The sequence below is a fragment of the Alteromonas sp. RW2A1 genome (assembly GCF_001886475.1).
Taxonomy (GTDB): Bacteria; Pseudomonadota; Gammaproteobacteria; order Enterobacterales; family Alteromonadaceae; genus Alteromonas; species Alteromonas hispanica.
This window is the reverse complement of record NZ_CP018031.1, coordinates 1777189-1792526: the sequence shown is the minus strand read 5'-3', so window position 1 is coordinate 1792526 and position 15338 is coordinate 1777189. Positions and strand designations below refer to the sequence as shown.

The following is a 15338-nucleotide window of genomic DNA, read 5'->3' as shown; positions in this document are numbered from 1 at the left end:
CCCTAAATTAGTTTGCTTTCGCTGTCACTGCATTAGCAGTATTTTCAATCACTCTTACTGCCATACCGTTTTGCGGGTATTCAGGTAAACTCATCACAACTTTCTGAGGGTTAAAGTCGCCTTGAATAAGAAAGTCGCCACTGTCTTCACGCACCACTTTAACTTTGTGAGAGTGTAGGGTGTTGTCTGCATCTAACGTCCACACTTTCTGTTCAGTAACCAACTCCTGTGGTATGCGGAACACGTCTTCCAATACCTTACCTTCAAAACTTACTGATACGTAAGAACCAAACTTAAGGACAGGTTTGTTTGAATTGATACTATAGGGGTCGTTAACTCGCGCAACAAAGTAAGACATGCGCGTATTATTATCTACAATGCCTGTATCGCGATGAATCACACCTTTTACAGATATGCCTTGCCCGTTTTGATTTGAAATCGTGTTGTCAGAAACCGTCACTTCACTGCCTACCGTTTTCGCCTCCAGAAATCGACTATCAAAGCCAGCAACAGGAAAGGTGATTTCAGCAGATTCGATATTGTTAAGTACTGCAACCGGTGAGCCTTGTGTCACATAGTCACCGGTGCTTATGCTGCGAGATACAACCAGCGCGTCGTAGGGCGCTTTCACCTTACAGTTTTCAAGATCGCGTTTGGCTATCTTCAATTGTGCTTCTGCAGATTTTAAGTTTGCCTCTGCACTCATCACTTGTGGCTTACGCAAATAAAGCTCTGAAACCTGAGAGTTAGGCATAGTTTTCGCCTCTCTCGCGGCTACGTCCGCCTGGGCTTTTTCTTGAATAAGTTGTGCTTTAGCACTCGCGACATTTGCCTGAGCAGAGAGAAACGCCGCTTCATAGGTGTCGGCTTCAACGGTAAATAGCACTTCCCCTTTGCGCACCAGACCGCCACTGACTAACTTTGGATTCCACATTTGAACTTCACCCGACACTTGCGCAGCAAGGTTTGTGGTTTCTAGGGGCATAACTTCGCCATAAGAGCTAAGCTGCACGCGAACGTCTTCGGGGGTCAAAGAATCAATTGTTACGGTGGGGCGGGTATCTATTTTTTCCGTAGGCGTTTTGTCAGAAGCTGACGCTTCAATACCTTTCATACCGGCGTATCCTAGGACAAGAACTACCGCGGGTAATACAACTTTCGACCACTTCATTTTACTACCTAAACTTACTGCTAATTCTGGTTATAGTTTAACGTTTATCTGACGTTTTTTGTCAAAGAAATTGTAACGAAAAGTGAGTCGAATAACGTCGAGAGAGCGAAACTGGCTATTCACAATCTTAGCCGATACAGACTTTATTGCGACCGCTTTCCTTGGCGCGGTACAATTCCATATCTGCATGACGTATAGCGTCTGCAAGGGGGAGTGCACAGGAAACTTCACACACGCCAAAACTGCTGGTTATGTGAATGTCGCTGTCGCCGATTGCGACTGCTGAGTAGCTTAGTGCCTCACGCAGCTCCTCCAGCACGTTTACAGCCTCTGAGGAGGTGGTTTCTGGGAATATAAACATAAACTCTTCACCGCCCCAGCGTGCAAGAATGTCTTGCTTTCGCAACCGTGAGCTGAAAATTTCTGATATTTTTACCAGTACGTCATCACCCGCTTCGTGGCCGTAAGTATCATTGATGCTTTTAAATCTATCTATATCAGCAATGGCAATTGAGAATACCTTTTTGCTGCGCTGAATCCGTGCATACTCTTTTTCTAGCGTGACCTGACAACCGCGGCGATTCATTAACTTGGTCAAATGATCGTGATTGGCTTGCTGCTCAAATTGTTCAGAGAGGTCTAGCGCTGTCTCATAACTTTTTTGTCTGCTGTACTCATAAAACGCAGAGAGGAAGGTAACGGTAAGAAATGAATATAGCAGCCGAGATTTAAATGCGTATGTGTAAGACGTTAAAAGCAGCGATTCGTCGAAAACAAAAAAAAGCAGGGTGCAGGCAATGGTAAATACCAATAAAGCGAGTAGTCCCCGAACGAAACCAGCAAAAAACATGGTGACCGGAGGCACTAAATAAATCCACAGCGGGCCCGTATTATCTTTTCCTCCAGTAATAAGCAAAAGAAACACTAACACCATTAAGCACGTTATTAGCAACGTCATGGAAACTGTTCGTGAGCGAGGCGTACCAAAATGAATTTGTATTCGTTGAGATAGCGCAAAAGTAATGCTTGCGGTAAGTAGAATAATAGCTAGTGGAAATTCTTGCCCGATGAGTGCGCGTATGCCTAAAAAGAAAGTGATCGAGACGCCAACAGCAGAAAATAAGTTCACCACCATAATACGACGATTGGTTTCGTCTTTGTAGTGTCGACTCACACCACTCATCACATACTGTTTTAGAAAACTCATCATAAAGATTAGGCTGAAGGTGCTCTGGTGTTGTGTGTACTATCAGCAACTTTACTGGCTAACTCCACTAAAGCGTGCCGCATGGCTGTTATGCTGGCGGAAAAACCGTCGTTCTCTAATTCGGTCTCTATAAGAAACGACTCCCTATGGACATTTGAATGCATGTCAGTAATGACAAAGTCACCTTTCAGCACAACATTGCCTTTGTATGTGCTTATAAAATCTGAAACGTAAAGGTTTAGCGTAGACAAATTCCCTTCTAGCGGATTTTTTGCCGATGTCAGGCTTATGTTTTTTAGGGCGAGATGGTCGCTAAGCGATTTTCTCAAACCTTCTTCAACAGGCTCGGCCCATAAATGGGTGGCAGAGATGTGCAAGTTAGTATCGCTAACTTGATAGACTAGCCCGCGATGTTTTAAATAGTCGGGAAGCGTAACCTTGTTGAAAACAAGATTGGTGTTATTAGTATCTGAGTACGCAGTTGTGTTTTGGGCTTTAGAGGGAACTGCCGAGTGCAATAAATAGTAAGACAAAGACGGATTAGAACCTGCACACCCGCTGATAAATAAAACTAAAATTGTTGCCAGTGCAAACCTGATGTTTCCTTTTTTCGAAAAAAAACCAGTGTTCATTGCCATTTTTATTTTCCCTAAACTCTTTTGTCTTTTAATGACAAGAGTATTAACTACGTTTATTAAATGAACGTCAACTTTTCTCAATTTCTGATAGGCATGCTCTCTCATTTTACTTCTGAGATATCACGCATGTTTCCATTGCCTTTCTCTGGCCTTATACGTTCAGAATAAATGAATTCTACGCTTATTTCTCTACTGCTTTAGGCTGAATATCTTCATTGACCTCACGAGAAAAAATAAGGCTATTGGGCGACTGATTTAGCTTAAGCAATAATGGTTGAATTGTGCGCATAGTGTCTTGAAGCGCATCCACCGTTTCTTTTATTTCTGACTTGTCGAAGCCACCTTCACTGTAATTTTTCAATAAGCTATCTAAACTTATCAGGACTTGATTCAAATTACTATTTAGCGCTTTCGCATCAATGTCCTCAATAAGAAGGTCAAAGTCACTGCTTGCGGTCTCTACTGATTCAGCGGCTAGCTTCATGTCTTCTACCGCTAATTGAACGTTTTCTACCATTTCCTTAAGCGGTAATTGATTAATTTTATCCAGTATGGCATCGGCCTTTTGAGTCAGCTGTGTGAACTCATTGCTCACGGTAGGAATAACCTCGTACCCATTGATCACCCTAATTATACTGCTCTCGGAGGCATCGGGAACGTGTTGAAGATCGACATACAGCCCGCCGGTAAGCACGTTGCCCATTCTTAAGGTTGCGCGTAAATCGCGCTCCAACCAATTGCGCAGCGTTTGTTTTATCGCCCGTAAACCTTCTTCAGTATCTGGCTGTCGAGCTTTGCCAGGATAAATATTGATAAGGACAGTGATAGGGTAGTCTTGTTCTAAAATGTTCCCTTCCACTGCAGGGAGGGAATTAATACCTGTCACGTTACCTATTTCTATACCGCGGTATTCAACCGGCGCACCAACGGTGAGTCCTCTCACACTTTCATCAATGAGTAATAAGTATTCGGCTGCCACTTTGTAGCGGGCGTCTGAGGCTGCGCTGCCGTCTTCAAAAATGGTAAAAAACGCATTTTCTACCACCCGTTCGCCTTTAGGTACACCCTCGGGAATACCAAAAGTTATACCGTTAGCTAAAAGTGTTTCGAGACTGCCTGTTTCAACACTTACGCCACTAGATTCAAGCTGTAGTTTAATACCACTGACATCCCAAAAGCGTGTATTTACAGTGATAAGTTTGTGATAGGGAGCTTCAATAAAAGCATCATAATAGACCACGCGCTCTTCAATATTGAACGTAGCATCTTCAAACTCACCGACTTTGAAGCCTTTGTAAATAATCGGGTCGCCAGGTTTGTAGGCAAACTCATCATCGCTTCTTAACATCACGTGAAGCCCTGGTGTTCCCGGCGGGGTAACAGGAGGGCGGGAAAGCGCGTTAAAATGAAACTGTTCTTTTCCATTGTCCTCTGCAGACATGGCAATATAGCTGCCCGAAATGAGAGTGCTGAGGCCAGAGACTTCTGAAAAACTGATTCGCGGAGCAACCACCCAAAATTCAGCATTTTCATTGAGTAGGTGCGATGCACTGGCGTCGATGCGAGCCGTCACTAGCACTCCGTCAAGATCGGGTTTTAGGGAGATTTTCTTTACCTGACCTATTTCTAAATCTCGTACTTTAATAGGGGTTTTATTTATCTCTATACCTGTTGCCGAGTGCAGCTCTATGGTGATGAGTGGGCCTTGGTTTTTCCACTGGTAATAAACCATCCAGCCGCCAATTAACACCACAATAATGGGAATTAACCAAATTCGGGAGACGGATGATGTTGGTTTTACCTCTGCCTCGTTAATGTTCGCATCGTTTGTGGTCATGGTAATTGCTTCCACTGCTGCCATATAAGCCGTGAGTCAAATGTCATTGCAGCTATCATTGTAATAAAAACAACGGCACAAAAGGCGAGAGCCGCTTGGCCGGGATAAATTGATAATGTATTTCCCATCTGTATCAGCGATACCAGCACTGCAACCACAAAAACGTCAATCATAGACCAGCGGCCAATAGCTTCTGTCAGTCGGTAGTAGCGAGTGCGCAGTTTTTGTGAGCCTGTTCGCTGTCGTTGAACGGAATAATTTAGCCATCCCAATATTAATATCTTCGCCACGGGGACAACAACGCTGGCAAAAAGAATAATAAGCGCCACCGGATAAGACCCAGACTCCCACAGTGACAGCACACCACCAATAATGGTGTTTGGCGTTTCTTGGCCAAAGAGTTCAGTATACATAATTGGTAAAAAATTAGCAGGAATATACAAAACACATGATGTTAAAAGTAAAGCCCAGGTTCTTTGGATACTGGCGCTAGCTTGAGATGCTCTCAGTGGTTTGGGCGAGGGTGGCGTACCTTGCTTTAACCACATAGCATAACGAGTGGGATCAAACTGCATAATAGCTAACGTGGTGAAGGCACTAAACCCAATAAACGCATAGAAAGATAAACCTATTGTTACATCAGCGAGCTCGTTAATTTTAATAAGGCTCACTAATGTACCAATTAGAAAGATTTCAGCCATACTCCAGGGGAGTAACCCCTTAACGACTGAAAAAAGACGGTGAAGGTAGAAGGAACGTCGTTGCTGTAATTGTGCAATTGACAGCCATACCAGGCCAACAAGTACCAAGCCCGGCAGCATAACAGTGGCAAGGCCCGTAATAATAGCAAGTGATAGATAGTCGTTTTCAATCAGTACGGTTATCCCGGATGGTAGGTCAATGCTGTGCTTTTGCCCACTAGCCCTAAACGTTAAAAAGTTAAAAGGAAGGGATAATAATAAAAACACTAAGGCACTGAACGTATAAGCGATTAGCTTTTCAGTGGCATTATTCTTGAAGGTAATCAGGGTATGTCCGCATTTAGGACAGGCCGCCCTTTGACGGTGAGCAAGTGTGGGTATACTCACGCTAGTGTGGCATTGGTCGCACACTATTGTTAATTGCTCGGCTTTTTCCATACTAGTCGCTAACGACACCCGTTGTGTGTAATATCAATAATATAAAGCATTGATTTTTAGTGTCTACCAAATAGCGTTTTCTTTCCATGTCTTTAGCCAAATCTGCGTTTTATACTTAATAAATAGCGATATACCTGATGCAAAAACTACGAGCGTTTCAACAATTCCTCACTACCGGTCGCAAGCGTAGCTATCGAATTTTTACTCAACAAAGCGTTCAGTTTGTTCGCTTATGGCGCACATTAACTTTTGCTCAACGTTGCTATCTTATCGCTTCTCTAATGATGGTTGCCTGGTTGTATCACGACATAGAAAGCACGATATTTGAACTTCTTATGTTTGGCCTTGTACTTTCAGCTTTAGTAAAAGAGATATGGCCTCGTTTTATGAGGTGTGGGATAGCTTACCAGGCAAAGCGCTTATTTTATTTATGTATGCGGTGATAGCCAACTTCGCTCTCGCGTCAGCAGGCGGTATGGTTAACGATGTCACAGGCGTATCATCTAGTGCTCTGCCCTATAGCCATAACTTCGCACTGATTCTTACCTTGCCCAGTTGGTTTTTTATCACCACCTTGCTGGCATTGCTATTGAGCACAGTGCTTGTTCCCATATATTTGTTGGTGTTACTTATTTTAAAGCCTATAGGTGTGCACAGCCTGTGGCATGCACCAGACTATCGGTTTGTATTTACCACAGCCCTCATACGCTATATTTGGACATTTGCACTGCTGTTCAAAGTAATAACGGTGGCAGCGCAACTGGGCTTAGTATCTGGAGTAAACTTTGAAGAGCCACAAGAAACTGACGTTGTGCAGTCGGTGGGTGGTTCTGATCAGATTGCCAGTGAAGATGCTGATAAATCTGCCATCAGCCATGAAAGCAATGATATCAACAGTGTCGAGACTAGTGAGAATGAAGAGGCAAGCGATGTATCCATTCTTATTAAAGAGTTAAACGATAAAAACGACCCTTTCGAGGCTGAGTTTAAAACCCTTGTATCTGATGCAAACAATCAAAGTAAACGGCTCAGAGAGGCTCAAGAGCTTCTACTTGCCGGCTTTATTTTTGAGTTTGAGGCAGATACTCACTCAAGGTGTGAGCATAAGGAAGGGACGAAAGTGGTCGAGCTTAATGACTATGAAATTTTGCAGATCAGCCAAAACGCCGGCAAGGAAAATACCTACACTTACGAGGTGATAGCGTGTCAGTCGGCTGCTTTAGGCAACCATTAATTTGGGCAATCATAAATGTGGGCTACCGATAATATGAGCAATCGTGAAAGATTGCCCACATAAATTAAGTTTTATAGGCAAAAGCCTTTTTTAAAAAAACGTATTAAAAAAAAGTATTAATAGACGGGCAAAGTTACTGCACTCATCAATTAAAAAAAGCGCAGCATCAGGGCGATGAGCACGCCCGTGATAATAAGCTGAACTAGGCAAAAACCCATAATATCTTTGGCTTTTAAGCCAGCGATGGCCAAAACAGGAAGGGCCCAGAAAGGCTGTATTAGGTTTGTCCACGCATCTCCCCAAGCCACCGCCATGGCTACTCTCGATATATCTGCACCCAATTCGGCTGCGGCAGGCAGCACAACTGGGGCCTGTACAGCCCATTGTCCACCTCCTGAGGGCACAAACATATTAACAATACCTGCGCTAATAAAGCTCAGCACGGGCAACGATTCCACAGAAGCGAAACTGATTAACCACTGAGACATGCTTTCGGCAAGACCGGATTGAACCATAACTGCCATGATCCCTGCGTAAAATGGGAATTGAATAATGATACCACTTCCGCCCTTTACGGCTTGCTGTAAGCTGAGCAGCAACCGGCGGGGGGAGCCGTGCAGTACAATTGCTAAAAACAAAAAAATGGCGTTTACGATATTAAGGTTTAGCCCACCGCCATGGGCAAAATAATTAATGAGATACACTAACCCCATGACGCCAATCAAAGTGCCTAATATTTTACTGTTCTCGAGTTTATCTGCGGGTCTTTCTGTGTCTTGCTCATCCGGCTGGGCATCGATGAGTTTTTCGGGGCTCACAAAAACGCTGTCTGTGCGGGTGGGCAGCATTAGTCGGTTTATTAAGGGAACAACGATAAATAAGATACCAACGAGAGCAAGATTAAACACACTAAAAATAGTGTTACTTGTATCTATAACGCCTATTTGCGCCTCACTGAAGTGTCCATTTGTAGCAATGGTTAGAGGAATTGAACCGGCCAGGCCACCGTGCCATACAATAAAGCCGGAGTAGGCGCTTGCAACCAGCAGGCGGTAATCTACTTGAGTTTTGCGAGCGATGGCTTTAGCGAATAGCGCGCCAATCACTAAACCAAAACCCCAGTTAATCCAACTCGCCGTTAATGAAACCAAGGTGACCAAAATAATTGCCTTACCCGGTGTATTGCCCAAGTGAGCAAGCTTTTCTAACAACCTTCGAATAACGGGCGTCGATGCCAGCATATATCCGGTAATCAGGACTAATAGCATCTGCATGGAAAATGTAAGTAGACCCCAAAGCCCGTTGCCCCATTGTTCTATCACGGTGATAGGAGACTGCTGCTCAATAAACACCGCGGCAGCAAAGACAATAGCAGTGAGAATAAGTACGAATACGAACGGATCGGGTAAATAACGTTCTACTAGTTTAACCAGTGGTTTTGCAGCTCTATTTAACATTGTTATGAGTATATTTTCGTTAATAGGTAATACGAGCATATCGTATCTTTACCCATTTCCCTACACACTCGAAGGAATGAATAAATAGTGAACATAAAAAAGCCCGCTTTTACAGCGGGCCTATTTGTTCTACGCATTTGTTCTATGTATCTGTAAATGTATTTATTAATACATGGTGAAATACGCTTTTAACCGTATATCGATTTAGAAGCTTGCGTTTCCTGGCGTGCGCGGGAATGGGATCACGTCGCGAACGTTTTGCATACCTGTCACATAAGCTACCAAACGCTCGAAGCCTAAACCGAAACCAGAGTGGGGAACTGTACCGTAACGGCGAAGATCGCGATACCACGCGTAGTCTTCTTTTGAAATTTCCATTTCCTCAAGGCGTGCATCAAATACGTCTAAACGCTCTTCACGCTGCGAACCACCAATGATTTCGCCAATACCCGGCGCAAGGACGTCCATTGCGGCCACGGTTTTACCGTCATCATTTATACGCATGTAAAATGCCTTGATGTCTTTCGGGTAGTTTTGCATGATGATCGGTGCGCCAACATGCTCTTCGGCCAGGTAACGCTCGTGCTCAGACGAAAGGTCGATACCCCATTCAACTGGGAACTCAAAATCTTTTCCGCAATTTTTGAGTATTTCGATTGCATCGGTGTAATCCATACGAACAAAGTCTGAACTTACCAGCTTTTCTAAACGCTCAATAGCATCTTTCTTGATGCGCTGAGCAAAGAACGCCATATCATCGGGTAATTCTTCAAGAACTGCCTTACAAACGTACTTCAACATATCTTCGGCAAGCTGCGCTACATCGCTAAGCTCGGCAAATGCTACTTCTGGCTCAATCATCCAAAATTCAGCCAGGTGGCGAGATGTGTTTGAGTTCTCTGCGCGGAATGTAGGGCCAAAGGTATATACTTTTGACATTGCGGTACAGTAAGTTTCAACGTTTAACTGACCCGATACCGTGAGATAGGTCTCTTTACCGAAAAAGTCTTCGGAATAATCGACATTGCCTTTGTCATCACGAGGTAAGTTCATCATATCAAGAGTCGATACGCGGAACATTTCACCTGCGCCTTCTGTATCGCTGGCTGTTAATATTGGTGTTGATATCCAGTAGTAACCTTTCTCGTGGAAGAAGCGATGGATAGCTTGAGATAGACAGTTACGAACACGTGTTACCGCACCAATCACGTTAGTACGCGGGCGAAGATGCGCATACTCACGAAGATATTCAATACTGTGGCGTTTTGCTGCCATTGGATAGGTGTCTGGGTTCTCTACTAATCCAACAACTTCAACGTCTGTCGCTTCAATCTCTAGCGCTTGGCCTTGGCCTTGAGATTCCTTCACCGTGCCAGTTACTGCGAGTGAGCAACCTGCCGTTAAACGCTGAATATCAGCGTAATTTGACAGAGAATTTAGCGCAATAACCTGAACTGGATCGAAGCAGCTGCCATCGTGCAACGCTATAAATGATAATCCAGCTTTAGAATCTCGGCGTGTTCTTACCCAACCTTTAACGGTTACCGATTCGCCAACGGCGTACTTACCTTTAAGTACGTCAACTACGGGCGCGTGCGTCATGTTAGTTTCTCCGTCTTACTGTTTTTCTGCTGTTGTGTACTATGGTTAATTACACTCAACGCAGTGTGCAAAATGCACGAAAAAATGTCTTTTGGTCAATGTTTTGGATTTTTTGCCGATACAACAACATAAGTAAAAATGTGGCGTTTCAAACACACAGTAGCCTTTCAAATAGCGCATAACGTCGGCTAGGGTGGTAAACGGTGAGATGATAGCCACTATCCAATAGCACGCTAGTATACTCAACCATAAGCTGGATGCCAGAGAACAGAGTGACAAATGGGAAATAAAAGTGTTTCTCTACCCTTGAATAAGTATGAAAAACGGAAAACAGGCGAAAAGCAGGCAATGTATCAAGATGATCGCAGGAAAATTTCACCAGCGGATACCACTTTTTATAAAGTGATGGTTACCTTGAATATCTTGGCGTGGCTTGGTTTAGTCGCAGTACTTATCTTGTTTCATTACGCGCGACCAGACTTCATTAGTGGCGTGCAAAAGTATTGGGGAGTAGAGGGGGTAACAACCTGGTCTCAGGACTATATTGATGCCATGATAATCCTTTTAAGAGTATGCCTTGGCCTGAGTTTAGTGAGCTTGATAATGAAAGCCAAAAGAAGCCGCCGACAAAACGACAGCTTCGGAGTTAATCTTATTGTGCTTACCATTATAGTGGCTGTGAGTTTATTCACGTTAGCCACTACGGTGGGCTAATCATTGCCTTTTGAATCTATTAAAAATAGAGGCCGCTCGCTAGATAAAGGCCATTCGCTAGATAAAGGCTACTTTTATCAGCCAATAGGTATAGGCGATATATGCCAACAGAAAAGCACCGCCCTCAAGCCTATTCAAACGTCCTTGGCCTTTTATTCCTATGCAGAAAATAAACAACGCTACCGTAGAGGCTAACATAACAACCACGTCGCGATAGATAAAATCGGCACTAACTGTCATAGGCTGAATAGTCCCTGCAATACCAACTACTGCAAGCGTGTTGAACATGTTGGAACCAATCACGTTTCCTATGGCTAAATCGTGCTCGCCTTTTTTAACTGCAATAAGGGAAGACGCTAATTCAGGTAATGAAGTTCCAATAGCAATAACCGTAAGACCAATAATGGTGTCGCTTACACCGAAGAATGTAGCGACTTCTACCGCACCCCAAACAAGCATGCGAGAGCTAGCAACTAGCAGCAATAGCCCAGCTATAAGCCAGATAACGTGAGTTTTTACCGTGCCTTCTGTTGAATTAATTTCATCACTGTATTCATCGGCTAGGGCATCTTTGTCGCCTTTCATTCCGTGGTAAATACTCCAGGAAATAAGAAGAACGAATAAACCCAGTAGTGAAAATGCGTCATCTTTTGACACTTGCTGATCGAGAACCTGCCACGCGGCGAAAAAGGTAATGCCAAGTAGTACAGGCAGTTCTTTTTTGATGATTTCAGACTTCACCGCAATAGGGCTTATCACTGCAGTTAGACCTAATATTAGCATGACGTTTGCGATATTAGAGCCATAGGCGTTGCCTAGGGCAATACCAGAGTTACCTTGAATTGCAGCAAAGATTGAAACAATTATCTCTGGGGCTGAAGTACCAAAGCCAATAATAAGCATCCCTATAAGCAAGGGCGATACGCCAAAATGATTCGCTACTGATGCGGCGCCACCAACAAATTTTCCGGCACTCCACAATAATACGGGTAAACCAATAGCAATAGCCAAGCTGGCCAGTAACATACTTACTCCTTAAAACGACATCGTTGAGATGCGTTCTGTTCACGTTATGTCAAAAAACATCATTTATACAACAAGTATCGCAAATACTGCTCTTTTTTGTAACAAAGTTAACAAATATCGCAGCGAAAAAGGCAATTTAATTATTTCTGTGCGCAGACCAAACAACGTCAGCGGCAAGTCAATAGCACAATACAGCAAATTCTCAGTAAAACACTCGCAACAGCTCAAGTGAGGGCTAGGCCTAGCAGCACTTAGCCCCATCGCTATTTGCGGGCAAAATCAATTTGCCAGCTTAGTCATGAGCCTCAATTAACTTTAACCAGTGGGGAAAAACTTCCATTTGTTGAAGAGTCAGCTTAATACAAACAAATATGGGTACTGCCAGCAACACACCTAACACATATGAGCCCAGCTCCCGTCAATAGGTAATAGTATTTCTCTGGCTGCGTTAGCAGCCAGTCCAAATCTCTGCGCTAAACCTCCTAGCTTCACGAAGTTGGATTGTGGATCTGAGAAAAGAGAAGCAGCTTAGCTCAAAGCTAGACTGTAGAAGCCCAGTGATCAGAAGCGATGTCGCTGGGTAGTTCACTTGCGTACTTGCACCCAGAATTGTGGGTGTAATCACTTGAGAATCCAAAATATTCAACGTTACAAATATTCCTACAGGCACTAGGGCTGTGTTCGTAAAACCAAACTGTAAGGTGCCCACCAACAATAATATTCCCACGCTAATTATCGAGCCTATGTAAGGCACAAAATTGAGTAGGCCAACTATTGCACCCCATAAGATAGCGTCTGGAACACCAAAAAGAGTAAGTCCCAAAGCAGTTAAAGCGCCCAACGCACAGTTAATAAGGCTAATGGTTAAAATGTAGTGGGAGAGAGCCTGTTGAATACTTTTTATTAACACCCTGGCCCGGGTTCTATTTTTGATGATTGGGAAATCATTAATGATAACTTTAGACAAGGGGGGCCCGAAAATTAGCAGAAAGAGCGTTAGAACAATGCCGCCAACTACTTGAACTAGAAATATCGGTGTGGCGAGGAGCATTTCAAACATCATTTGTCGACTTCCCTCCTTAAAGCGCTCTTCTACTACAGTGTTATCTTGTTTTTCAGCCTTTTCCGCTGGCTCTTGTTCAAACCATGGATATCCCGTGCTACTTGAGGTGTCTTTTTGTTCTTGTGTACTTCCGTTCAAGCCATCAACTACACCACTTACCTCAGCAAGTTGTTCAGGCACTTGTTCAGCAATCTGCGGAAGTGCCTTCATCCACCTTTCCACTGGCTCTGACAGCTCAAACATTAAAAAGGTGAGGGGGCCAATCAACACTTTCTCATCTTATTGGTCGTCTCTCTCGTGATGAATATGATTCGGGGTAGATAGCTGTCGTATTTTCGATAAGAAAGTGGACAGAAGCTGTTTCCCACAAAAATGAACCGAAGCAGTCGTATGTTTACGGCTGCTTTTTTTAAACTTTTAACCCGCATCACGAAAGGGAAATATCATGAGCAACAAAGAGCTAATGACAACTATCGGCGTAGGACTTGCCGCGGCGTCAGCTGGTATGCTTGCGAGGAAAACATTGCAAAAATCTTGGGAAAAGGTCACAAATGAACCTGCGCCTAAAGACAAAGCAAAAGACGATACAGAAATTAAGGAAGCGGTTACTTGGGCTGTTGTGTCTGGTGTCGGAGCTGGGGTGGCTAGAATGGCTGTTCAGTATGCGTTGGACAAGCGGCAGACAAAGTAAAAGCCAGAGCACCAGAGCAAAGGCAAATATGTCAAAACGCTAAAGAGAGTTAGTTTCGCTTTGCGATTAAGGCGTCTAATCTATTCAGCCAATTTTCGTACAATGAGTTTCCATTTGGATATTGCGAAAAGACAGCTTTATATTCTCGCGAGTGACGAAGTTCAAGGATGGCTTGATTAATTTGAGCCAACTTCTTTGATGCTTTTTTGTTCCTTGTGAGCGATATGGCGTGAACGCCATCTGGATGATAGTCGGGACTTACCTGTTTCATACATTGCGGCGTATTCTGAGTGTTATAACTAAGACAATAATAATTGATAATGCTCACACCAAAAAATAGAAAGTCTAGTCGCTTCCCTTTAAGCATTTCGTAAAGTTGAGGTCGTCTTTCGGTTGCGTAGATATTTTTAAAGCCAAGCTCGACAGCGAGCTCCTCTTGCAAAGACTCAGCAGACACACCTATAGTGCTTTTTTCTAAGTCAATATCCTCGAATTTATCGATAGCATGCTCTGGATGGGCAAATATGGCAGAACTTTCAGTCATTAACGGTAGACTAAAAGTGGCCCATTTCTCGCGCTCACTGGTTTTTAGCGCCGCAAAAACTATATCTACTTTCTCGTTCCTGATTCTGCTCATCGATGCTTGCCAAGAAGTTGGCACGACACGCAGTTCAAATTGAGCGTGAGCTGCAGCAATTTCAAATAGTTGCCAAGAGAGGCCATAAGATTGTGAGGCTTCTACGTAGCGCTCATGGTCTTCGAAAACAGTGACACTTAGTATATCGTCTCTAGTATCTGACCATGCATTTAATGAGGCCAGTAAAGCGATTAGGCACAGGCAACAGTGAAAGGTACGAAAAGAAATTCTACCGTTAAGAAGAGCGTTCAACGTTAACCCGAAACGAAAAAGTAAAAGACATATCCTAGTTTGTAGAATATCGCTCAATTTTGCAATACTTTGCAGCCCAAAATGCAGCCCTGCCACTTACATTTCAACTGATATAAATTGAGGTATTGCAGTGTCGTTTTTCACTATTTGCCTTAGTCTTTGCGAATCGTTAATCAAAAGACGACTTGCTTTGCGCAGGCTATGAAGTGAACTTATCTCAACTAAACCAATCTCGATTAAAGCCATTACAACTAAAGCGATTACAACTAAGCCTATTACAACTAAGCCACTTTTGGTCCAATTTAAACTCTATCCAATAGCATAGGTAATTCACTGTTAGTGACGTACTTGAGTAATCGTTACTTTTTTATTTAGCTTCTTTAGCTTTGATACCAATTGAGATAACTCTTCAACTGAACCGGTATAGTCAATTTGCTTATTCATTTTTTGGCCTTTAACCGCCGAGTTGAATAAAGCGTCACTTTCAAAGCAGGCGGTTTGGCCGTTTAGTGCATCCCATTCTTTCTGAAGATCGCTAGGAATGGCGTGGCGCTTCGCATTCAACTTGTCTTTTATTTGCAACACCTTCCCGATTAGTAACTGTGCATCACTTGGCATAAATAGCTCTCCTAAATCTATAAAAATTAAGTAAATCAATGTGTTTAATAAG

The 15338-nt window shown here is 43.4% G+C and carries 14 protein-coding genes; 3 read left to right on the top strand and 11 right to left on the bottom strand.

Annotation, left to right across the window (positions count from 1 at the left end; all coding sequences use genetic code 11):
- Window positions 1–7: 7 nt before the first annotated feature.
- From BM528_RS08090 to BM528_RS08070, 5 genes are all read right to left on the bottom strand, one after another.
- The gene (locus BM528_RS08090) at window positions 8–1171 is read right to left on the bottom strand and encodes an efflux RND transporter periplasmic adaptor subunit (RefSeq protein WP_071979451.1); all 1164 of its coding nucleotides are present in this window, start codon (window positions 1169–1171) and stop codon (window positions 8–10) included.
- Between the two features lie 127 nt (window positions 1172–1298).
- A complete protein-coding gene (locus BM528_RS08085; RefSeq protein ID WP_071979450.1) occupies window positions 1299–2381 on the bottom strand; it encodes a GGDEF domain-containing protein in 1083 nt (360 codons plus the stop codon).
- A gap of 5 nt (window positions 2382–2386) precedes the next feature.
- Window positions 2387–3016 carry a PqiC family protein gene (locus BM528_RS08080; RefSeq protein ID WP_071981221.1) on the bottom strand — a complete coding sequence of 210 codons (630 nt, stop codon included), beginning with the start codon at window positions 3014–3016 and terminating at the stop codon, window positions 2387–2389.
- A 181-nt stretch (window positions 3017–3197) separates the two neighbouring features.
- The gene (pqiB, locus tag BM528_RS08075; protein ID WP_071979449.1) at window positions 3198–4853 is read right to left on the bottom strand and encodes an intermembrane transport protein PqiB; all 1656 of its coding nucleotides are present in this window, start codon (window positions 4851–4853) and stop codon (window positions 3198–3200) included.
- Complete coding sequence (locus BM528_RS08070) at window positions 4850–5992, bottom strand: paraquat-inducible protein A (protein WP_071979448.1); 1143 nt, start codon at window positions 5990–5992, stop codon at window positions 4850–4852. The genes pqiB and BM528_RS08070 overlap by 4 nt, the downstream gene beginning before the upstream one ends.
- Before the next feature lie 373 nt (window positions 5993–6365).
- Between BM528_RS08070 and BM528_RS08065 the strand changes: the two genes are divergently transcribed.
- On the top strand, window positions 6366–7226 hold the full coding sequence (locus tag BM528_RS08065) for a hypothetical protein (protein WP_232230601.1): 861 nt from the start codon (window positions 6366–6368) through the stop codon (window positions 7224–7226).
- A 149-nt stretch (window positions 7227–7375) separates the two neighbouring features.
- Here BM528_RS08065 and BM528_RS08060 read toward each other — a convergent pair whose 3' ends face one another.
- Both BM528_RS08060 and asnS read right to left on the bottom strand, forming a co-directional pair.
- Complete coding sequence (locus BM528_RS08060; protein WP_071981220.1) at window positions 7376–8683, bottom strand: short-chain fatty acid transporter; 1308 nt, start codon at window positions 8681–8683, stop codon at window positions 7376–7378.
- A gap of 204 nt (window positions 8684–8887) precedes the next feature.
- Entirely contained in the window at window positions 8888–10285 is a 1398-nt protein-coding gene (asnS, locus tag BM528_RS08055) for an asparagine--tRNA ligase (protein ID WP_071979447.1), read from the bottom strand.
- Between the two features lie 279 nt (window positions 10286–10564).
- Between asnS and BM528_RS08050 the strand changes: the two genes are divergently transcribed.
- Window positions 10565–10999 (top strand): hypothetical protein, encoded by a 435-nt coding sequence (locus BM528_RS08050; protein ID WP_232230600.1) that lies wholly within the window; start codon window positions 10565–10567, stop codon window positions 10997–10999.
- Window positions 11000–11056: 57 nt separating this feature from the next.
- Here BM528_RS08050 and BM528_RS08045 read toward each other — a convergent pair whose 3' ends face one another.
- Both BM528_RS08045 and BM528_RS08035 read right to left on the bottom strand, forming a co-directional pair.
- Window positions 11057–12025 carry a calcium/sodium antiporter gene (locus tag BM528_RS08045; protein ID WP_071979446.1) on the bottom strand — a complete coding sequence of 323 codons (969 nt, stop codon included), beginning with the start codon at window positions 12023–12025 and terminating at the stop codon, window positions 11057–11059.
- 448 nt (window positions 12026–12473) lie between these two features.
- Window positions 12474–13298 (bottom strand): AI-2E family transporter, encoded by an 825-nt coding sequence (locus BM528_RS08035; protein ID WP_198033601.1) that lies wholly within the window; start codon window positions 13296–13298, stop codon window positions 12474–12476.
- Between the two features lie 235 nt (window positions 13299–13533).
- On the opposite strand from BM528_RS08035, the gene BM528_RS08030 reads away from it, so the two are divergent.
- Window positions 13534–13779 carry a DUF4235 domain-containing protein gene (locus tag BM528_RS08030; protein ID WP_071979443.1) on the top strand — a complete coding sequence of 82 codons (246 nt, stop codon included), beginning with the start codon at window positions 13534–13536 and terminating at the stop codon, window positions 13777–13779.
- Window positions 13780–13828: 49 nt separating this feature from the next.
- On the opposite strand, the gene BM528_RS08025 is transcribed toward BM528_RS08030, so the two are convergent.
- Complete coding sequence (locus tag BM528_RS08025; protein WP_071979442.1) at window positions 13829–14668, bottom strand: substrate-binding periplasmic protein; 840 nt, start codon at window positions 14666–14668, stop codon at window positions 13829–13831.
- Between the two features lie 336 nt (window positions 14669–15004).
- On the bottom strand, window positions 15005–15286 hold the full coding sequence (locus BM528_RS08020) for a hypothetical protein (protein ID WP_071979441.1): 282 nt from the start codon (window positions 15284–15286) through the stop codon (window positions 15005–15007).
- Between the last annotated feature and the right edge of the window lie 52 nt (window positions 15287–15338).